At 51.1% G+C, this 21,451-nt stretch carries 15 protein-coding genes and 1 tRNA gene; 12 read left to right on the top strand and 4 right to left on the bottom strand.

Annotation, left to right across the window (positions count from 1 at the left end; genetic code table 11):
• Positions 1-255: 255 nt before the first annotated feature.
• From AC0QH1_RS11870 to fba, 4 genes are all read left to right on the top strand, one after another.
• The gene (locus AC0QH1_RS11870) at positions 256-2,172 is read left to right on the top strand and encodes a CapA family protein (RefSeq protein WP_324631327.1); all 1,917 of its coding nucleotides are present in this window, start codon (positions 256-258) and stop codon (positions 2,170-2,172) included.
• Positions 2,173-2,330: 158 nt separating this feature from the next.
• On the top strand, positions 2,331-3,209 hold the full coding sequence (locus AC0QH1_RS11865) for an aldose epimerase family protein (RefSeq protein WP_324631326.1): 879 nt from the start codon (positions 2,331-2,333) through the stop codon (positions 3,207-3,209).
• A 76-nt stretch (positions 3,210-3,285) separates the two neighbouring features.
• A tRNA-Lys gene (locus AC0QH1_RS11860) sits at positions 3,286-3,357 on the top strand.
• Positions 3,358-3,710: 353 nt separating this feature from the next.
• A complete protein-coding gene (fba, locus tag AC0QH1_RS11855; RefSeq protein WP_324631325.1) occupies positions 3,711-4,790 on the top strand; it encodes a class II fructose-bisphosphate aldolase in 1,080 nt (359 codons plus the stop codon).
• A gap of 99 nt (positions 4,791-4,889) precedes the next feature.
• Here the strand turns inward: fba and AC0QH1_RS11850 are convergent, their stop codons facing one another.
• Both AC0QH1_RS11850 and AC0QH1_RS11845 read right to left on the bottom strand, forming a co-directional pair.
• Entirely contained in the window at positions 4,890-6,959 is a 2,070-nt protein-coding gene (locus AC0QH1_RS11850) for a CHAT domain-containing protein (protein WP_324631324.1), read from the bottom strand.
• Between the two features lie 104 nt (positions 6,960-7,063).
• A complete protein-coding gene (locus AC0QH1_RS11845; protein ID WP_324631322.1) occupies positions 7,064-7,864 on the bottom strand; it encodes a DUF1822 family protein in 801 nt (266 codons plus the stop codon).
• A gap of 219 nt (positions 7,865-8,083) precedes the next feature.
• On the opposite strand from AC0QH1_RS11845, the gene AC0QH1_RS11840 reads away from it, so the two are divergent.
• Positions 8,084-8,362, top strand: a complete 279-nt coding sequence (locus tag AC0QH1_RS11840; RefSeq protein ID WP_324631321.1) for a hypothetical protein — start codon at positions 8,084-8,086, stop codon at positions 8,360-8,362.
• Between the two features lie 205 nt (positions 8,363-8,567).
• Here AC0QH1_RS11840 and AC0QH1_RS11835 read toward each other — a convergent pair whose 3' ends face one another.
• Both AC0QH1_RS11835 and AC0QH1_RS11830 read right to left on the bottom strand, forming a co-directional pair.
• Positions 8,568-10,148 (bottom strand): serine/threonine-protein kinase, encoded by a 1,581-nt coding sequence (locus tag AC0QH1_RS11835; protein WP_324631320.1) that lies wholly within the window; start codon positions 10,146-10,148, stop codon positions 8,568-8,570.
• Between the two features lie 17 nt (positions 10,149-10,165).
• The gene (locus AC0QH1_RS11830) at positions 10,166-11,650 is read right to left on the bottom strand and encodes a helix-turn-helix domain-containing protein (protein ID WP_324631319.1); all 1,485 of its coding nucleotides are present in this window, start codon (positions 11,648-11,650) and stop codon (positions 10,166-10,168) included.
• A gap of 559 nt (positions 11,651-12,209) precedes the next feature.
• On the opposite strand from AC0QH1_RS11830, the gene AC0QH1_RS11825 reads away from it, so the two are divergent.
• From AC0QH1_RS11825 to AC0QH1_RS11795, 7 genes are all read left to right on the top strand, one after another.
• Positions 12,210-12,434: a hypothetical protein gene (locus AC0QH1_RS11825; protein ID WP_324631318.1), complete on the top strand. Its 225-nt coding sequence runs from the start codon at positions 12,210-12,212 to the stop codon at positions 12,432-12,434.
• A gap of 315 nt (positions 12,435-12,749) precedes the next feature.
• Positions 12,750-13,196 carry a hypothetical protein gene (locus AC0QH1_RS11820; protein WP_324631317.1) on the top strand — a complete coding sequence of 149 codons (447 nt, stop codon included), beginning with the start codon at positions 12,750-12,752 and terminating at the stop codon, positions 13,194-13,196.
• 192 nt (positions 13,197-13,388) lie between these two features.
• Positions 13,389-16,847 carry a S8 family peptidase gene (locus AC0QH1_RS11815; RefSeq protein ID WP_324631316.1) on the top strand — a complete coding sequence of 1,153 codons (3,459 nt, stop codon included), beginning with the start codon at positions 13,389-13,391 and terminating at the stop codon, positions 16,845-16,847.
• Between the two features lie 170 nt (positions 16,848-17,017).
• Complete coding sequence (locus AC0QH1_RS11810; protein ID WP_324631315.1) at positions 17,018-17,290, top strand: hypothetical protein; 273 nt, start codon at positions 17,018-17,020, stop codon at positions 17,288-17,290.
• 104 nt (positions 17,291-17,394) lie between these two features.
• Positions 17,395-19,215 (top strand): tetratricopeptide repeat protein, encoded by a 1,821-nt coding sequence (locus AC0QH1_RS11805; RefSeq protein WP_324631314.1) that lies wholly within the window; start codon positions 17,395-17,397, stop codon positions 19,213-19,215.
• A gap of 101 nt (positions 19,216-19,316) precedes the next feature.
• Positions 19,317-19,742, top strand: coding sequence for a pentapeptide repeat-containing protein (locus tag AC0QH1_RS11800; RefSeq protein WP_324631312.1), 426 nt, complete (start codon positions 19,317-19,319; stop codon positions 19,740-19,742).
• A 613-nt stretch (positions 19,743-20,355) separates the two neighbouring features.
• Positions 20,356-21,336 carry a DMT family transporter gene (locus AC0QH1_RS11795; RefSeq protein WP_324631311.1) on the top strand — a complete coding sequence of 327 codons (981 nt, stop codon included), beginning with the start codon at positions 20,356-20,358 and terminating at the stop codon, positions 21,334-21,336.
• The last annotated feature ends 115 nt before the right edge of the window (positions 21,337-21,451 follow it).

Here is a 21,451-nt window from a genome sequence, read left to right as displayed (position 1 = left end):
CCCCTGTTGCCAAATGGCGTGGAAATGGTAAAACAGCAATAGAAAAAGCGATCGCGCGGCGATCTGAGGGGAAAAACTGCATCTAAACCACCAGTAGCTCGCGGAGGGTGCGCCAGGATAGAGTAAACTACGGTGAAAATCCACCGGGTGTTAGGGAAAAATGGGGCAAACTGGAGCCGAAGAAGCGATCGCGCTTTGGGGAAAACCTAACTTAAAATTGAAAATCGCGCTCAACACCGAACAGGAGAGAAAGAGATGACCAGTTTCAGTAGCAATGCCTACCCGTCAATGCTAGACCTAGCCAGGGCCGGTAACTTTCGGGCGATCGCCTACCTGATCAACTCATACCTTGCCCCGCAAGGCATTTACGCCCGGGTCGATCCGGTGAAAAGCGGATGTTTGCCCATCCGCCTGGAACTCAACGCCATACCCGCGCAACCGGACCGAGCCCACCAAATCCGATCGGGGCTGATTAAATTCATCTGTCACCACATTTGGCGGCTCAACTCAGAGGCGATCGAGGGAGTTCGTATCATCGCCACCTGCGTCAACCCCGCAGGACCGACCAATCTGCTATGGCAACAGTCGGTGAGAATCGTCACCCCAGCCAACCAGCAGCGGCAAAATCGCCACGTGCAACGCTTGAGTAAGCTATTTGCCAAAACCACCGAGTGGCTAAAAACCTTCAAACTCTTTCGCCTATTTCTGCTCACCGGGGTTGTCGGTTCAGCCTTTGGGGTAGGACTGTTCGTCAGCTACGCTCAGATGCGCCTGCAAGAGCAAAGCACCCGCCAAACTGCGCCGATTATTCCCCAAAACCGGGAAGGCGACAATCGCGAAAACCCGCAAATGGTGCAAGGAGCATTAGAAAGCGTGCCGGTGGTGGAACACACCCAACTAATGAACCCCACCGATCCCACCGTCACCTTAATGATGAGCGGCGATGTCACCCTGGGTCATGCCTTTGAAGACCTAGTAGGCGAAGACTACACCTGGGCATTTGACGGGATGCCAGAATATCGCGAAGCCGATGTAGCAATGGTCAACCTAGAAGGCACCTTAACCACCAGCGACACCAAATTAGAAAAAACCTTTAATTTCAAAGCCAATCCCGAATCCATCGAAGTTCTGACCCATGGCGGCGTGGATATCGTCAACCTAGCCAACAACCACGCAATGGATTATCGAGAAGCGGGACTGCAAGACACCTTAAACACCTTAGAACAAGCCGGGATTCACGCCGTGGGGGCCGGGATGGATGTCACCGAAGCCCGCCGACCGGAAATCCTGGAGGTAAAAGGGCAGCGGATTGCGTACTTTGGGTATTATACCGCAGATTACCACGCGGCGGGAGCCGGAGTAGCCGGCACCAACCACGGTTTAGAAGAGCGGATCGCGCAAGACATTAAAGCAGTGCGCGACGAAGTAGATTGGATTGTGGTGAATTTCCACTGGGGCGTGGAACTGGCGAACTATCCAGAAATTTGGCAAAGCGAACTCGCCTATTTCACCATTGACCAAGGAGCGGATGTGGTGGTGGGTCATCACCCCCATGTTTTGCAAGGGGCGGAAATTTATCGGGGTCGTCCGATCGCCTACTCCTTGGGGAATTTTATTTTTGGCGGCAATGCGCGCAGCGATTACGATACCGCAGTGTTGAAAGTGTCCTTGCGCGAAAAACAAATGAAGGTGGAGTTTTTGCCCGTGGAGGTGCGAAAGTACCAGCCAAAAGTGGTAAAAGGAGAAAGGGGCGATCGCATCCTCGAACATATTGACATGCTCTCGGGCATTTTCGACGAACCGATGAGCTCGCCGATGATTCTCGATGTCCGCAATTCTCAGGTGGTGGAATCTGCCGAAAATTCTGTATTTGAGATGCCAGCGACGGCAGAAAATTCCAATGCACCGGCACTAGGCGATGTAGAAAACTCCGACAGCGATGCATTTGATGCCTCACCGTTTACCTCCGAGTTGGACGAAGAACTCTCCTTTGGCGAAACCGAACCCCTGCCCTCAGAGGCAACCGAAGCGGAAACCCCATCGTCGAACGGCCCTCGTGCGGCAGGAATGGCCCTAGCGGCGGCAGCAGCAGGCGGGGCGATCGGGGCGGCAGGTCGCGCCAAAAAGAAAATTCAACTGCCTCGGTTGACCAATAGCGCGGCTTCAAATTAATCCGGTTCTGGGTGGTGATGGGTCAGTTGTCCGAACGGAATTGCCCATCAATGAATATGCTAAGAACAAAGGACAATAGATAAGGACAGCTCCTCTCAGCAGGATGGGGCCTCCGATTCCCGGACAACTGACATTGGACAAAGGACAAGGCACAAACAGTGTTTGCGATCGCAGTAAAACAACAACAGTACAAAACCTACATCCTCTCCGATGGCGAGGGGAACTCCCGCATGGAAATCGTTCCCGAACGCGGCGGGATGGTCACCCGTTGGCAAGTCCAAGGTCACGAGATTCTCTACCTCGATAGGGAACGGTTTGCCAATCCGGAATTAAGCGTGCGCGGCGGGATTCCGATTCTGTTCCCCATCTGTGGGAATTTGCCCGAGGATACCTACACCCATAACGATAGGGAGTACCGCCTCAAACAACATGGGTTTGCCCGGGATTTACCCTGGGAAGTGACCGAGCAAATTACCAAAGAGGTGGCGAGCATTACTCTGGTCCTCAAAAGCAGCGATCGCACCCGCGCCGTCTATCCCTTTGACTTCGAACTGGCATTTACCTACAAGCTCAAGGGCAATTCCTTAGAAATCGACCAGCGCTACACCAATCTCTCGGACGAACGAATGCCTTTCTCCACCGGTCTGCATCCCTACTTCTGGGCACCGGACAAGTCCCAACTACAGTTTAAAATCCCCGCCGTCCAGTTTTGCGACCAAAAAACCCAAAAGCTTCACCCCTTTACCGGCACCTTCGATTTATCCCAAGACGAAATTGATGCCGCCTTCACCAAAATCACCGGCTTATCCGCTACGGTGAAGGATTTCTCCCGCCACTTGCAAATCGGGCTGCTTTACAAAGCCAGCTATTCCAATTTGGTGTTCTGGACTATCAAAGGCAAGGACTTCTATTGCCTAGAACCTTGGACCGGACCGCGCAACGCCATCAATACCCGCAAACACTTGCTGCACCTGAATCCTGGCCAGAAATGGGAAACCCAAGTGCGCCTCAGCGCGGACTTTTTAGAAAAAACTTAGATTTTTTTTAAAAAACCCCTTGCATTTTTCCAGAAGGCTGTGTTAGGGTAGTCAAGGTGTTGAGAAAGACACCAATGGGTCGCTAACTCAACGGTAGAGTACTCGGCTTTTAACCGATTAGTTCCGGGTTCGAATCCCGGGCGACCCATAGAATAGGCAAGTGGTTGGGAAAAAAGCGAAATTTATCGCTTTTTTTTTCGCGATATGTCCCAGAATCCCCACCAGCTCTGGTTAAATTTTTTTATAATCGGCTGAAAAATCCAAATCTCTTCCGAAAGGAGAGGATTTTTGTTTTTGGGAAAAAATTCGCCTCTACCCTTGCCCATGCTGGATTGTAGCCATTCAGCAGACAGGGACGAATGCAAAAATCCTGATTTGGCCCTTGTCCCGATTTCAGATATAATTCGCATAAATCTGAAATTTGTCTTAAGATTGTCTGTAACAATTTCAGCTTATTCATACCCAAATCGCTGAAAAAAAAAGAAACGAGGAGGATCCCATATGGCGCTAGTACCAATGCGATTGCTGCTGGATCACGCGGCAGAAAACGATTACGGCCTTCCCGCCTATAACGTCAACAACATGGAGCAGATCCTGGCAATTATGCAGGCTGCTGACGAAACCAATAGCCCGGTGATTCTACAAGCTTCTCGCGGCGCTCGCAAGTATGCTGGCGAAACCTTCCTGCGCCACCTAATTCAGGCGGCGGTGGAAACCTATCCCCACATCCCCATTGCCATGCACCAAGATCATGGCAACGAACCTTCCACCTGCTACTCCGCCATGCGCCACGGCTTCACCAGCGTAATGATGGATGGCTCCCTCGAAGCAGATGCGAAAACTCCTGCTAGCTTTGAGTACAACGTGAACGTCACCGCTGAAGTGGTGAATGTGGCTCACGCCATCGGCGTCAGCGTTGAAGGCGAACTCGGTTGCTTGGGTTCCCTGGAAACCGGCATGGGTGACAAAGAAGACGGTCACGGGTTTGAAGGAAAACTGACCCGCGAACAACTGCTCACCGACCCGGATCAAGCCGTGGAATTCGTGGAGCGCACTCAAGTGGACGCTCTGGCAGTGGCGATCGGCACCAGCCACGGCGCTTACAAGTTCACCCGCAAGCCCACTGGCGAAATCCTGGCCATCAGCCGGATTGAAGAAATCCACCGTCGTCTGCCCAACACCCACTTGGTGATGCACGGTTCCTCCTCCGTGCCCCAAGATCTGCTCGAACTGATCAACCAGTACGGCGGTAAAATCCCCGAAACCTACGGTGTGCCCGTCGATGAAATTAAAAAAGGCATCAAGAGCGGTGTGCGGAAAGTGAACATCGACACCGACAACCGTTTGGCCATCACGGCGGCAATCCGCGAGGCGGCTGCTAAGGATCCGGCTAACTTTGACCCCCGCCACTTTATGAAGCCCTCGATGAAGTACATGCAAAAAGTGTGTGCTGAGCGCTATCAGGCTTTTGGCACCGCAGGGAATGCCACCAAGATCAAGCAAGTCACCCTGGATGAGTTTGCGGCGAAGTACGCTAGCGGCGAACTCAGCGCCAGCGTCAAGAAAGCTGTGACGGCTTAATTCAATACTCCGAAAAGGGGGAGTGCGGTGTTTGCCTCTCCCTCTTTTCCCTCCGAGAAAGAGAGAATATCGGGTGGCGCTTGGCGCTGCCCGCTTTTTTTATGGCCACAGTCGCCAAATTTTCACCGTCTGGTCTTCACTCCCACTGACTAAGGTTTTTCCATCGGGACTAAAAACGACTGCTTTCACCGGTCCGAAATGCTCCAGGGTTTGCAACAGTTTGCCGGTGCGATAATTCCACAGTCTCACCCGGTTGTCTTTGCCTCCACTGGCGAGGGTTTCTCCGTCGGGACTGAATGTTACCGCTAGGGGGTACCCCTCGGGTTGGGTCACGGTCCGCAGGAGTTTGCCGGTTTTCAGGTTCCATATCTGAATCAGCTTTTGCCCGGTATCCGCACTGGCGATCGCTTCTCCATCGGGACTGATGGCGAGGTCCCAAATAAATCCCACGGTCGTATCAAACCAGCCTCTAAATCCCTGCAACCAATCCTCTGCGCCCTTGAGGGTCTGCTCTCGTTTTTCTCCCCGCCAATTCCAAGTCATAATCGCCCCATCGTTACCCCCACTTACCAATTTTTGACCGTCGGGGGTAAAGGCTACTGAATGCACTTCCCAACCATGTCCTTTTAGGGTAGATTTTACTTTGCCACTGGGAAGATGCCAAAGGTAAATCGCGGTATCCAAGGCGGTAAACCCCAGATGTCCGCTGGCCAAATGTTGTCCGTCGGGACTAAATGCGACGCTAGCCGCACGCAGGGCTAACCAGGACTTTCCCAGGTTTTGTTTGACGCTTCCGCGCTGCAAATCCCATATTTTGATGCTGGCATCCTGAAATTCCATATTGCTGCTACTGGCCAGGGTTTTTCCATCGGGGGAAAAGGCTAGGGAAAGCAGGGCACTGGTATGTCCTTTGAGGGTGGTTTGCAACTCGCCGGTTTGCAAGTTCCACAGCTTAATCGTGCGATCGTAACTTCCACTGGCTAGGGTTTTCCCATCGGGGGCGATCGCCAAACATTCCACTACGTCCGAATGCTCCCGGATGGTTCGTTGCAGTTGCCATGACGGTGGCGGCAACAATCCGCTCCAGGTTGGCGGCATCACTGCCGGATTTTGACAAATCGTCGGCAACCAACTCGCTCCCGGATACTTTTTATCCCAAGTATCTTCTAACTTCAGGCGAGTTTCGCGCATTGTTGTATAAAGTGCGAGGCCCGCCGCAAATAATGTGAGAAAATGACGCAAAAAGTCTTTGGCTACGGCGTCGGGTATCGGTTGACGCATGACGATACTTTGTGGCAAGTGCAACTTGGCCAACTGGTGAGCCAATCCCAACCCATCACAGGAGTTGAAAATCGCCAGTTGCAGCCCGTGGGCGATCGCCCCGGTGAGGCTATTTCTTAACTCCTCAATCGTCAAATGCTCGGTCCGATTTAGGGCAATTTTCCCCGATTCCTTCTCCGTTTTGCTGTGACCCGCAAAAAAGAAAATTTGCCAGCCGCGATTTTGCCACAGGGTTTCGAGTAACTGTTGCTTGGTCGGTTGTTGCAAAAATTCCAATTCCGCACCGCGATTTTCCAGCCCTTGCACCTCCTGGCGGTCGAACTCGATATCGATACCCTCACTATTGCCCAATACCGCTAAAATCCTCACGCGATCGCGCCCCAGGGTTGTCTGGATTTTTGGTAACTTATACTCCGGTTCGCTCAACCCCACTTCCACCCGGCGATCGCGGAATAACTCCCACACCTGCCAGGGCAACTCACGCATTTCCCCCACTTCACTTTGAACGATAACCCGAATTTCCGCCTCGGATTGACCCAAATTCTGCTGCAACCCATCGCGAATTTTTTGCCATCGTTCATCCCCAGAATTAAGCCATTGATTCATCTCCTCCTTTAACTGCTGCGCTGAGGAGGTTACCGAAGATTTACTCTGTTTTCGCTTAGTTGCCCGCGCCCCACCTGCCCCGGAAGACCCGCACTTCTTATTCAACTGCTTCTCAAACGCAGCTTTCCACCCTTGCAGGGATTCCGGAATGTGCGGTGCTGGTGGCAAATGACCTTGCAGGGCAATTTCTGCCCGCGCCCCATCCGCACCGATTTCCAACAAAGCCGGAAATCCGTCCTTGAAGTTGCCCTCCAGCAATTTCAGCACCACCAGTTTTCCCATCCTGTCTCCCCTTCAACTATGGATTGCGTCTATTATAAGCGATCGCCGGATAACCGGGCGGGGAATGAATTCCCCGACAGGTGTTGCAGGTTCATTCCCATCGATTATAACTCTTGGGCGATCGTCACATCGCCGAGGGAGACGCGGATGGCAATCAGTTCCCCCGGTTCCATGCCAAACTCGAATCGCATCGAATCATCCACCTCCCCGGCGCTATCTTCTAGCACGATTTCATCCGACTCGTCCAAAATCGCCACCTGCAGCCCCGCAGGCAGGTAGCGGGCGTCCTCCGCCGGCTCCACATCCACGATCGCTCCCACTTCTGACTCAGTTTCTGGGGTCAATTGTGCGACTAAGACCACTTTTTCCCCGCCGCCCAAGTCAATTTCCTTGGCGCGGGTGATGGTGCCTTCTGGGAGGATGCCCTTGGCACTTCTGGAACGACTTTGCCGAGAGGGCGATCGCACCGCTGTTTCCGGTTGCCAATTTTGAGCCACTTCCGCCGCTGCTAAATCGATTTTCTGTTGTTTTAGCATCACATTGGCTGACAGTTGTTGGATGCGAAACACCAACTGGTCTATCTCTTCTTTCACCGTATCTTCAATAGTGGCTTGCAACTGAATCTCCCACTGGTATTCCAATTGGTCATTGCTTGCCGAAGTTGGCGCAGGCGCCGGGGCAGTGTCATCCACAATCTCTTGCCAGTTTTCCACCCCCACCGCCTGACAAATCCGCACGAAGTTTTCCTGCGTAATCGGGATACGCCGCCAAAATCGCCGCAAACCCGCTTTGCCCACTAAGGCTTTGTCAGACCAAGCTGCAGCGGTTTTAGTCCAGCCTTTTTTTCGGCGCGCTGCATCCACGATTTCGAGTCCTGCTTTCGAGGCTTTTAGAGAAACTGCCATGTTTGTCCTCTCCCCGGGTGGGTAATTAAATTCGCTTTTCGACCAGTTTATCACTCATTGCGATCGCTTTGGGAGCGGTTTTTCCCGAGAAACAAAGTGGGAATTAATGTGTGCCGTTTGTTCTTCGATATATCAGCGATTCTAGAGTTGTGGAGAAAAAACAGCAGTTAGCGCTAACTCGCTTCTCCTCTCCGATTTACTTTTGAAAGGAAGCGAGATATGACTGTCAAACAATTCTATATTATCCCCCTGTTGGTGTTTCTGTCTCTCACCCTCCGGGTTAACATGGCATCCAGTGCCTATCGGGTTAACTCCGTGAGTACCAACTTCTCTATCTCTCGCAGTAGCGAGTCAGACAAGGAGGAAGAATCAGACCTGCTCCCCACTAAAATGGCGCAGGTTTTCAACCAAAGCGGCGCGATCGGGCAATCTGTACCAGTGGAACCATGCCCCGCTGAAGAAGGGGAAGAAGCGGGAGATATTATTTGCCCCAGCTAATCTCAAGTGAGTTAAACCCCCTTTCTACTCGTTCCCCCCTGGGGGGAACGCTCTCCCCAAGCTACCGCCTCCCCGCCCAGTAATATCGACTCCGAAATCAACTTATACCAAAAGTCCGCGTAGGCGGACTATAGCGCTGTCGCGGGCTACGCGCTTGGCTTGCCCAGGCGCGATTTCAATCCCCCGCCTATATTTCCCACCCAAACTATGGCACAACATCGATCCACTCTTGGGCTTCCCGAGAAACTGTTGCGTTCGGGTCGTATTTCAGACAGTTTTTCCCTGCCCGGTTGGCGGCTGAAAAATTCTCTTCCGCGTCCCACACTTGTGCTAACACACAGTAAGCGGGGGCACGGTTGGGAATTAGGGAAATTGCCCGTTGTAAGTGCACTTTGGCGGCTTCAGAGTTTTCCAATTTGAACTGCAGCCAACCCATATTTTTCAAAAAGGCATATTGAACCCGATCGCTGCTGGCAAGTTGCAACCCTTCTTCGAGCAGGTCAATTGCCTTATCGTATTGTGCTTCTTTTATATACAATCGCGCCCGATTATTGTAGGGTGCAGAGAGATTCCCGACGGCGATCGCTTTGTCGTATTCCGCCGCCGCTAACTCCAGCTTTCCCTGGTTTTCGTAAAGCACGGCACGATTGTAGCGGGCTTTGGCATAGTTTGGGTTCAAGAATACGGCGCAATTATAGGAGAGTTCGGCCAACAATTCTCGACCGCTCACATGGTGGTGGACGCCGCTATTGTTGCAGGCTAAAGCAATTTTAGGCGAGGTCAATTCTGCTGTCGTCACTGTAGCGATCGCCAACAGTCCTACCAGACTTATGCCCAAGCCTATGACAGTTTTGCGGCGCAGTTTATCCGAGGGGTTGCTGTGGATTTCGCCGAGAGATTGGGGATTGACAATTGTATCTAATTCTGATAAAATTTCTGCTACGGTTTGCGGTCGATTGGCGGGAAAGGGAGCCATCATGCGGTCGAGTAAATTCGCCAGGGAGGCAAAATTTTCCAGGGTATTTCGGGAGGATTGAGGAACGCAATTGTGCCACAGCAGTTGACCGGCGATCGCATCGGTTTCCAAATCTAAGGGATGTTGGCCGGTGAGTAAATGAACCAGGGTATGTCCTAATGCAAAAAAATCGGACTGAGGGACAGCTTTTCCGTAGGCTTGTTCTAGAGGCGTATAACCGGGAGAAATCAGTCCAGTAATTTCGCGATCGCCGCTAATTTTGGCCAGATAGGTATGGGTAACTTGTCGCACGCCGCCGAAATCAATCAGCACCAATTGTCCGTCGGGTTTTAACATAATATTCGACGGTTTGATATCCCGGTGAAAATACTGCTGCTGATGCAAGCGTTGTAAAATATCTAACAGTTGTTTTAACCAGTTAATGGCTTGTTGTGCGGTAATCGGAGAATGGTTTGCAAGCCACTGTTCTAAATTCTCGCCAGGGATTTTTTCCATCACCAAGCAGTGGAAAGGTTCGCTGCAGTTTTCCCGTTCTACGGTAAAATATCCGTCGGGTTCGACTTGGGGAATGCCCGGGTGATTCAGGTGGCTTAACACTTCGGCTTCCCGCTGAAATAGAGCGATAGCCTTGCGATAGCCTTCGTCAACGCTGGGGGGAATTTTCAGCACTTTAAGCAATTTAACCGCAGGTTTTCCTCGGGTAAATTTGACGCGGCGATCGCTGACTTCAAAAGTGTGGGCAAATCCGCCGTTACCGAGTTTGCGACGGACTAAAAAGCGATTGTTAAAAAGAGTTCCGGGATAAATCATAGCGGATTAAACTCCATTTATTGCGGGGAAAAGCGATTGAGTACGTATTTCCTAATCACCGGTTGCAGGGAAAAGCGAGGTTGAGCGTTTTCCCTGTGGTTTTCCACCAGCGATCGCCCTGCTAAAGACTCCAGGGCTTCCATTAAACTAGAGGTACGAACCGCGTCAGCAAAGGCGGTTTTCAAGTCAGGGAGAGAAAGGGCGGTGGTGGCGATCGCTAACTGCACCATTATTTCTATTTCTAATGGAGTCAGGCGCTCGAACTGCGCGTCGAGTACCTTCTGTAATTTTCCCACAAATACGGTATTTTGTTTGAGAAATTCCGTGACATTTCCCGCAAAAAGCTGTAGTATCGTGCCAGAAACAATTTTCAGCGCCAAAGGATTGCCTCGGTACAGTTGAATCAGTTTGTCCAATTTTGCGGCGGGAAATAAGCCTTGTTCTTGCAGGAGCGATCGGGCGGCGGGAGTTTCTAAATCCTTCAGCAAAAAAGAGCGCACTGGTTGCCTTTTGCCTTCCATCAACCCAATCTCGCTGGGTTTTTCGCAACTGGTGATTAGCAAGCAACTTTGATGCGGTTCTTCTCCCACTCGTCGCATGAGTTCGCCGTAGTTTTCATACCCCGGGCGATAGGAACCGACGAGAGTATTGCTTTGCAAAATTGCTTCAACGCTATCGAAAATTAGCAGACATCGGCGCTGTCGCAATACCTCCATCAGTTGGGTCATGCTATGAGTTATAGATGCGGGATTTTCTCTGTACTGCTGGGGATAAAAAAAGCACCGCAAATCGGCGAGCAAATCTGCAAGAGATGGTGCATACCGCAAACTGCGCCACACCAAAAAATCGAACTGGGTTTGCATCTGTTGTGCCAATCTCACCGATAAGGCGGTTTTGCCAATTCCCCCCAGTCCCAAAATTGCCACCAATCGGCATTTTTCGACGACTATCCAGTGCTGTAAACGGGTTAGCGGTTCCTGGCGATCGTAAAATCGGGAAATATCCGGCGCACTTTCCCAGTCTTGACGCAAATTGAGCGGCGGAACATCGCAGACTTTATCCCAGGTTTCGCTTTTGCCCGGAAGGGGGAGGGAATTAATCGATGGATCTGCGGTTGTGTAGAAATTTGTAGATGGGAAAGTTTTGCGCTGCGATTGCGATTCAGACAGGGGTGGTGTGGGATTGGGTTGAGTGAGGGAAGCGAGGGTTTGCGATCGCCCTAATTGTTGCCAAATATTCTTTTTTCCCACTTTTTCTCCCGGTTCGATAATCCCGGCATTTTGCAATACTTCCCCCAGCATTCCCCACAGCTTCGGCGCAACGTCTCGCGCCAGATAGCTGGTTTGATAGTTGCGCGCTTCTATCTCGGTGGCTTTGATTTCTTCGTAGGTGCAATCCGCCAACGCGCCGCGCAGTAACGCGACTTGCAGCCCATTCAGGCGATCGCCAGTCTGCTGATACACCAACTCATCCGCAATTTTTACCGCTTCTTCAATATCCATCGCTTCAGTGCTTCTATCCTTTTAACTCAGTATAACCTCAAATTTTGCATGGCGAACCCTTTCACCCGCCAGGGATTCAATTTTGAGTCGTCTTTAGACAACTTGAGCGATGAGGCTCTGACTTTGAGTCCCCGCCCGCCTTTTCCGAACCAAACTGATTTTTCCGATTTTTTCCCATCGAGGGGCGAGTTCACCTCCAGAACTTTTGCTTTCAAAGTCCTGAATTTATGAATTGATATTTTTGGCGGCTTCAGCCAGAATCGAGTTATCACCTTACATCGGCATCAAACTATGGCTCGAATAATCATGCATTTCGGCAAAAGTTACTCTGGTTTCAAGACAAGCATAGAATCAATTACCCGCGAATTATTATTTGGTAATTATGCAAAATATTCAGGGTAATAGAAGAGGCGGAGCCTCGGAGAAGGCGTTCCCAGGCTGGAGCCTGGGAACGAGTATGCGGCTGGAGCCTGGGAACGAGTATTAAAACTTTCCGTTCTTCTCCCGCAGGTATCTCCTTGTAAGTTTCAACTGTTATTTACCTTGACAGGAGTGAATTATGGTATCTTCTCTCTTTTATGACAAAGGTGGAGTTCGCATCACCAAGACAATCTTTGAAGTGCCTTCCGGTACGCAGTACCAAATTAAAAACATTGATTCGGTTTCTATACTCAAAGAAGACCCCAACCGCAAAGGCCCGCTTATTTGCATCCTTGTGGGAGTATTATTGCTGGCTGCTTATGGTTTGGGTTTGATTTTCATTGGATTGGGTATCTGGTGGTGAACGCAGCAGAAACCGATGTATTGGATTGCAATTACTACCGCCGGCACCCAAAAACAAGGATATGGCTCTAACAATTCTGAAGAAATTCGCGAAATTCGCTCGGCTTTAAATGCGGCGATGGAATAACTCTGCACCAATTTTGCTGCTGATTATGCAAGTGATTCGGCTTGCTGGAGTCGGCGGCGGAGCCTCGCAAAATGCGTTCCCAGCTCATGCTGGGAACGAGTATGAAATAGTCTGCTTAGGCGAAATTTAATTGCCTAAGCAAGATTTCAATACCCCGCCTTTTGTTGTTGATTTTTAATGGGAGAAATAATGATGGCTGTTGACCGAGATTTGTTGGCAAAATTTAACTTTCGCCGCACTATCGATCGCTATTGCGATCGCCTGGGATGGATAATCCAAGACTTGGACGATCGCAGCGCGGTTTTAAGGTTTAATGCGGCTTCTGGAACCACGCAAACACTATTTATCGTTGGCTACGATACCACTTTGGAGTTTTCCGTGCCCAGTGCTTTAAAATTTGATGCCCTAGAGGATATTCCCGGCTGGATATCCACCCTGCTGCTGTGCCGAAATAGCGAATACCGCATCGGGTTTTGGTGTGTGGAAAAAATAAACCACCGTCACGTTTTTTCCGTGATGCACAATGCCGAAATTAACCGCATGGATGTTGACTACTTCCGCCAAATCGTGTTAAAATTGATTAAGGATTGCGATGAATTCGAGCAAGTGGTGGAAACTGCGCTCCTTGATGCATAAGAGTGGAAAATAATGACAACCGCCACCTTGTGACACCCGATCGCCGCCGTTTCCCCCCGGAGAATGAACTGGGGGGCAAGGTTTTGTGGGCACAAACTTTAACTATTGTTGCTAAATGCGGTCAATTTTGGAACTTGATGCTTTAATAGAAGTCAAGACAGCTTATAACAATTGCTCCTAGGAACTTGACCGATGGCTCTAGAACTGTTTGACGCCAACTACTATTTAGCCGCAAATCCCGACTTAGCCGCAGCCGGTATCGATAGTCCGGACGAATTATATCAGCATTTTAGAAACGCCGGCTTAAACGAAGGGCGGGCGTTTTCACCGTTTGTGGATATCAACTACTATCGCCTGAGAAACCCGGAATTGGCGAGCTTTCGCATCACCAGCAACCGCCAACTGTACGATCACATGCGAGAGTACGGTATCGGCGAAGGTCGAGACTTTTCGCCGATTATCGACCTAGATTTTTATTTAAGCAAAAATCCCGATTTAGCGCAAGCCTTCGGGAGCGATCGCACCCTCGCCTTACAACATCTGATCGCCAGTGGTATCAATGAAAATCGCCCCTTTTCCCAATTTATCGACTTAGACTTTTATGCAGCAGCAAATCCCGACTTGCAGCAAGCATTGGGCAATAATCGAGAACAATTGCTCGACCATTTATTAAATGTAGGAATTTTTGAAGGGCGACAATATTTACCCGGAGACTTGGGCGTATTAAATGGCGCGCAGACTGTGGGAGAAAATCCCCAAGCGCGCCCGGTGGTCAATAGCCTGGATTCGGAAGATTACTATCACTTTCGCCTCAATGAGTTTCGCGATGTGAGGATTAACGGAGAGGGAAGCGAAGCCACCACAGAGATTGCCTTGTTTAGAGATAGTAACAACAATGGCATCCTGGATGAAATCGACCGACAAAATGCGATCGCCGGCGATAAAACCCGCTTATCCCAACTGGATTTATTCGGCGTCGGACCGGGAAGCTACTTCGTAAACGTCTCCCATTTAGAAGAAGACACCCCCTACAAACTGGATGTATTTTCCACCCCCGCCAGCATCCTCTCCCAACCGGATATTGGCGGAAACAGCCTCAACGCGGCACATTATGTGGGAGATTTGCTCTATCCCCAAGCCGTCAACGGTTACATCGACAGCAACGATCCGGTAGACTTTTACAGCTTTACCCTCAGCAGTCGCAGTGACGTGAGCTTGAGACTCAATGGGTTGAGTACCGATGATGTGTATTTGCGAATCGTTCAAGATTTAAACGCCAATGGAGTACCAGATCCCGGAGAAGTGGTGGCCTCGATTTCCGATGAAAATCGCAATCCCAACGATATTAATGGCGATGGGAGAATTGATGTAGACGAGTATTTTATTTCCCTGCTCGAACCCTCGAGTGAGGATATATTTCCCAACGCGATTCGCGCCTTCGATCTGAACCCGGGAAACTATTTTATCAATGTGTCTCGCCTAGAAGAGGATACCAGCTATGACTTGCGGATGGACTCGATTCCGGTTGACGTGCCTACCTCCGGGGCGCGAAACCTGAATCCCGTGGGATTTGCCACCATCGGGGTATTGCGCGATCGCTTTGAAGTCGCAGACTTTATCGGCGAGGCGAATCCCTACGATATGTATGAATTTTCCCTGGAAGATACCCGCAATGTGAACTTCCAACTCGATCGCATCGTCCAACCCACCGATTTCTTCCTGATTCACGATATCAACAAAGACGATATCTTTACCTTTCAAGAATTTCTCGCCTTTCCCACCACTGAAGGAGACATGGCCCCGGAACTCGAACGCATTTTAGGGCCGGGAACTTACTATCTCGGCGTGGCCAAAAAGGGCAGCAACACGCCCTATTTGCTCACAATGGAAGAATCCGACCCAGAAATTGCGCCAGATGCGGCGGGGAATACGGCGGCGGCGGCCCTGGATGCGGGGGTGTTAGCCCCAGAAGCGAAAATCTATAGCGATTATATCGCCACCAGCGATCCGGACGATTACTATCGGTTTACCTTGCAGGATTGGCAACAGGTAGGACTGTATCTGTATGACATGAGTGCCAACGCCCAACTCAGTTTGAGTAAAGACTTGAATGGGAACGGGGCGATCGCACCGGATGAGGTTATCTTGGCGTCGGAATCGAAAGGTGCCTATCAAGACCAACTGACCCCGATATTAGGACCGGGAACTTACACCTTGCGCGTTTCCCAGGCATTAGGGGATACCACCTACAGTTTGTGGATGGATGCCTTGACGGCGGAAATTCCTCCCCCGGTGGCGGGAAATGGCGTAGCGGATGCCTTCGATGTGGGTCTGCTGGATCGGATACATCGGCAAAGTGGCATTGTGCGAGATAACAATCCCAACGATTTTTATCGCTTCCAGGTCGATCGCCCCCGGGATGTGAGCGTATTTTTAGATGGGTTGAGCGGCAATGCGGACTTGCGGCTGATTCAAGACCGGAATGGGAATGGTCTGGTAGAACCCGAGGAAATCGTCGCCCTGTCGGCGCAAGGGGGTGCCACGTTAGAAGAATTGCACGTGAGTTTGGGTCCGGGGGAGTATCACCTGTGGGTGTCTCGCCCCAGCGGGGAGACCTATTACGACTTGACCCTCGCCCCGGAACAGTTCGATCGCAGCTATGGATATGGTATGCTGGATGCAGCCGCCGCCGTCGCCAGCGCGATCGGCGTCGCACCTTTCCCGCAAGCCGCTCCCTTGGGCGGGTCGAATTGGCACCTGGATATGGTGAATGCCCCAGCAGCTTGGCAGCGGGGTTATACTGGTGCGGGAGTGACGGTGGCGGTGATTGATGGTTCCCTGGACTATACTCACCCGGATTTGCAGGGGCAGGTGTGGCAGAATGTAGACGAAATTACCGGCAACGGAATTGACGATGATGGGAATGGATTTATCGATGATGTGCGAGGCTGGAATTTCCGGCGGAATACCCCAGAAGTGAGGAGCTTAGATCCCCTAGAAGGTCACGCCAGCCACGTGGCGGGGATTGTGGCCGGCAAAAATGACGGCGTGGGCACCACGGGAGTGGCTCCCGGGGCGAAAATCATGCCGGTGCCGGTGCTCGATCCGTTTACCGGCACCGATGAAGATATCGCCGCCGGGATTCGGTATGCCGTGGATAATGGCGCGCGGGTGATTAATTTGAGTTTGGGGGGTGGCGCGCCTAGTGAGATGCAGCGGGAAGCCCTGCGGTATGCCAACGATCGCGGTGTGGTCGTAGTGATGGCGGCGGGCAACGATGGGTTGAGCCTGTTAGGCGGCGGGAAGCGGTTTAGTCCGGTGAATTATCCCGCTGGGTTGGCCGGTGAAAGCGGGATTTCCGTGGGGTCCGTGACTCGCGATCGCGCGATCGCCGAATTCACCAACCGCGCCGGCACCGAGGTGCTAGATTATCTGGTGGCACCAGGTGAGGATATTTATTCCGCCTTGCCGATTAATCGGTATGATTTTTGGGAGGGCACTTCGATGGCCGCACCAATGGTGGCCGGTGTCGCCGCCCTCATGCTCCAGGCAAATCCGAATTTGACCCCGGAACAAGTAGAGCAAATCCTCACCGGCACCGCCAATCCGAATGGGATTATTGAGGATGGGGCGTTCGATTTTTTGGGGTAAGGATTGCCCGCAATTGGCGCGATCGCCCCCGTAACTCACCGGGGCGATCGCCAAAATTATGAGGGTTTAAATTGGGGTGTTTCATGGATTCGGTTAACCCCGATTCCACCGTTAATTTATTATGATTTTCCTCAACAACGGTTAATTTATGTAACCCTAGAGAGAGCCTCATGGAAGCTCAATCACCGAGTCTTTGGATCGGGTTTATCCAAAATGCGATCGCAGTATTCCTCGCCTCATCAGCCAATACCGTCTCTAACCTGCAGCGCAACTTCTCCCGCCCCCGGGCGGTTCAACCCCCAGGGAAACACCGAATATTGGATCCGTTCCCCATGCCCTTGCCGCATTTTGTACGCCTTGCGCCCGCGCTTCGGGAATATTGGGAAAACACCACCCAAGCGCGGGCTTCACTGATTGTCCCAGCTCATGAGAAAATCAACTAACCGAACGCACCGAGTTCTGTGCCAAAATTGATGTCAACCCGCTCAGCCAATCTCTGGAGGCGCAGAACGCGGATAGGTTCGCAGAGATTGGAAACCCGAGAGTTGTGAATTGCCCTGGCGATCGCCCCAGGGAAAGTCTTGCAGACCGCAGTGTAGCGGAGTTTCCCACGGAGGTTCCCAAGATGACCCAGTTTGACCAATGGCAAGTAACCGAAGCGTTGACCCCACCCGACTCGCCGCCGGACACTTCGCCACCCGCAAAACCGAGTTCGCCGCTTTGGTCGTTCGTCACCCACTTATTGGGAGCCGGATCGGACTACGAACGGGGAAATCGAATGTACGATCGCAAAAATTATCCGGCGGCGATCGCCTTTTACGATAAAGCCCTGAAAAAAAACCCGCGACTGCACCGGGCATGGTTGAAACGGGGCGCGGCCCTAATGAATTTGCATCGCTATGAAGAGGCGATCGCCGCTTATGACGGGGCCATTCAACACCATGCCGATAATTATTGGGCTTGGACTTTCCGAGGGCGATCGCTGTTTCACTTGCACCGTTACACCGAAGCGCTTGCGTCTCTCGATCAAGCAATTCAAATTAAAAACAATCAATACGAAGCCTGGTATTACCGAGGGCGATCGCTCCTGGAAGTACAACAACCCAAAGCTGCTTTATCGGCTTTCAACCGGGTGGCCAAACTCAACCCGAATTTAGCCGGACTCTGGTACTATCGCGCCCTTGCTTTAATGGAATTGCAGCGCAATCAATCAGCGGTAGATTCCCTCAACAAAGCGGTGAAATTACAACCAGATAATGCCGCCGCTTGGTATAACCAAGGGCTGGCATTGGAGGGCTTAGAGCGCGATACCGAAGCAGTAGCGGCTTACGAAGCGGCGCTGAATTTGGTGCCGGATAATGCGGCTTGTTGGTTTAATCGCGGCTTGTGTCTGGAACGGTTGCAGCACTACACGGAAGCGGTGGCATCGTTCGATCGCGCCTTGTCTCTAGCACCGAACAATCCGGTGATTTGGTTTTATAAAGGAAGAGCGCTCAAACATCAATGGGCCGAAGCCGCGATCGCTTGTTTCGATAAAGCAATTGAATTGCACGCCAATTGGCCAGAAGCTTGGATGAATCGCGGCGTGGCACTCTCTGATGCCCGTCAGTACGAAGCCGCTTTAGCCTCTTTCGACCAAGCCACTAAAATTAATCCCAATTTGTCTACCGCTTGGCTGGGTCGCGGGATGGCACTTTACGGTCTCGGCGCTTATCAAGATGCGATTCAAGCTTATAACAATGCCATTTTAATTCAGGCCAAATTTCCCGAGGCATGGTATCACCGAGGCATGGCATTAGAAAAATTAGAAAGATATGAGGATGCTTTAGCTGCTTATGAGAAAATCGGTCAAATTACCTCGGATCCGACATTTATTTACCGCGCTTGGGTGAAACGCTCGGAAGTGTTGGAAATTTTGGAACGCTATGGGGAAGCACTGGATGCATTTGCTAAAGTGTTGGAAGTCAAGCCCAATGACGCTCGCGCCTGGATGAAACGGGGGGATTTGTTATCCAAAGCACAGCGGTATATCGATGCCCTGGTGGCTTATGATGAGGCGATCGCGATTTGGCCAAATCATTACGAACCTTGGATGAAACGCGCCCGAGTGCTAGGAAAAGTGGGTCAATACACCCAGGCGATCGCCGCTTACGATACGGTCATTCAACTCAAACCCACTCACTCTCTCGCCTGGTTGCGTCGTGGGGAAACCCTCGAAAAATTACATCGCTATCCGGAAGCCGTTCGATCTTATGGGGTGGCGATTGAAGTAGATCCGAATGCCACGGATGCGATTGAAAAGCGCAACCGACTCCAAGAACAGCTCGATAGCGGTCCGTTTCTCCCCGAAGAACGGGATTACTCTTAAAAATCACAACCGCATTTATCTTGTTTCAGGGTTTTTTCATGCTCAAAAAATTTATTTTTACCACCGCAATACTTATCCCTTCGGTGGCGGTTGTCAAACCTATGGCTTTAGCCGAAAATCCCGAACACCTCCTGCAATTGCAACGGGGAAATGAATGTCGCCATTGCGACCTCACCGGTGCGGATTTAACGGGGATTGATTTACAAGGTGCTGATTTAATCGGCGCTTCTTTGCGAAATGCAGTGCTCGATGAGGCGAATTTGGTTCGGGCCAATCTCACGGCGGCTGACCTGCAAAGTGCCAGTTTAGTCGGAGCTAATTTGTTTAGTACCAACCTCAGTTATGCTAACCTCAGCAGTGCGAATCTGTACAATGCAATTTTAGTCAGTGCAGATGTTACGGGAACTGACTTTACAGAGGCAAATTTGGTTGGGGTGACTGGATTGGAAACGCAACCGCCACCGAGAACCGAAGAGCATGAAGAATGGATATTTGAAAATGGAGAATTGAGACGGAAAACGCAGTAGCAAAGTGCGCTCCCGCCCGGGGTCTCGGTTCCCTCGAACAAACGTTGCTCATTCCTAACGATTTATAGCGCTTTTTATCGGGGCGAGGGAGAGTGTTTCTCTCGATGAGGTGGCGACGCGGGTGGGGCACGAGAGACTTCTTCCCCCATCAATTCGGTGGGAAGCGTCCCATTATCGAACCGATCGGGGATTATAATGAATCAGAACCAACCCCGGCGGCTAGGTCATACTGCTGCGGGGTGACCCGTAAAGTGATTCGATCCCCCCATTAGCCCGGTTGGCGTTCCAGGGAAAAAGCGTTTAAATTGCATACTTTCATCGAGGTAAATTTTCCTCATTGTCCCCGATTTCACTGAGGGAGGAACGCGCCAGGTAGGTTCCCCAGATTGTTTGATGCAACTTAAACGAACAACAGCGATAAAGTTAAAATCGAAAGTTAACATCGAGGGTTGCATGAAAACTAGAAATTCGCAAGCGGTGGGGGGAAATATCGGAACATTCTTTTACAATGAGATAGAGAAAGGTTGAGCGAACCGGGGCTTTTCTGCAAGTCTCCCGGAAGAGCGCAATTTTCCTCTTGAACGCGCGAAAACTTCCTGAATTGAGAAGATTAATGCAGTTGTCTCATCTCCAATTGAGTTTGTTGTTGCCAATTCTCGCCGCCGTACAGTTTGCCATCGGTATCGTTTTCGTCGAAATGATTTTTGACGAAAAATCCTTGTTTGGCATGGTGGAATGGGGTGGATTCCTCACGCCGAATCTGGGAAATTGGTGGTTGCTTTTTTTACTTCGCAGCATTGTGGGAGTCTGTGGAATTCCCCTACTGGCAAAAGTGCTTTATCCCCTCACCGGGCAAGATTTGAAACATCAGTTGCAACATCCCACTCGTTCGGTGTTGTGGGTGGGGATAATTAGCGGGTTGTGTTTGTTTGTGGCGGAATGGTTTATGTATTTTGCAGTAGGATTCGTTCCACTCGCAGTGGCGATCGCCTCGGGGTTGTTGTATCCGACGATCGCCGCGATCGGCGCTTGGACATTGTGGGGCGATCGCCCGACTCCACTGCTTGTGCTGGCGATGACGATGGTGGCGATCGCCAGTTTTGTAGCAGTTCCCCTCCCCCGTTTTTTCGTCGGTACCTTGAGCGATATTCTGTGGGGAATAAGTGCGGCGGCTGTAAGTTCTCTGGCATTTGCCAGCTATCTGCTGCTGACCCAACGCGCCACCCGTCAGTTGCACCCGCTTCCGTTTACGGCGATCGCGTTGGGCACGGTATTTGTCTTGTCTTGTCTCGTGGGAATGTTGCCAGTTGACTTGATGGAAATTACCCTAGAACCGAGACAATTTCCCACCCTTGTGGTGGGTGGCGCAATCGTCGGCGTACTCACGTTAGTGGGATATCTGCTGAGTAATTATGGCGTGGTTTTAGTGGGGGCTGCCCGCAGCGCGATCGCGATCGCCAGCATGCCGGCATTTACCATTTTACTGACTGTGATTCTATTTCAATCCGCTTTAGAATTCAAGCAAATTCTCGGAATTTTAGGCGCAGTTTTGGGTTTGGTGGTGCTGATGAGCGAACCCCCGGCGGATGGCTAGGCACTTGGAACCAAAACCCGGATTTTTGCACCTGCAATTTCCCTTTTACAAGACATTGAAGCAATCACCCCGTTTTTTGTGGTTTTTTCTCTTATCTCATTTTCTCAACCCTTGA

The organism is Phormidium sp. CCY1219, from assembly GCF_055795085.1.
Note: the sequence above shows the minus strand (reverse complement) of the source record. Positions and strands in the feature narration are given on the sequence as shown.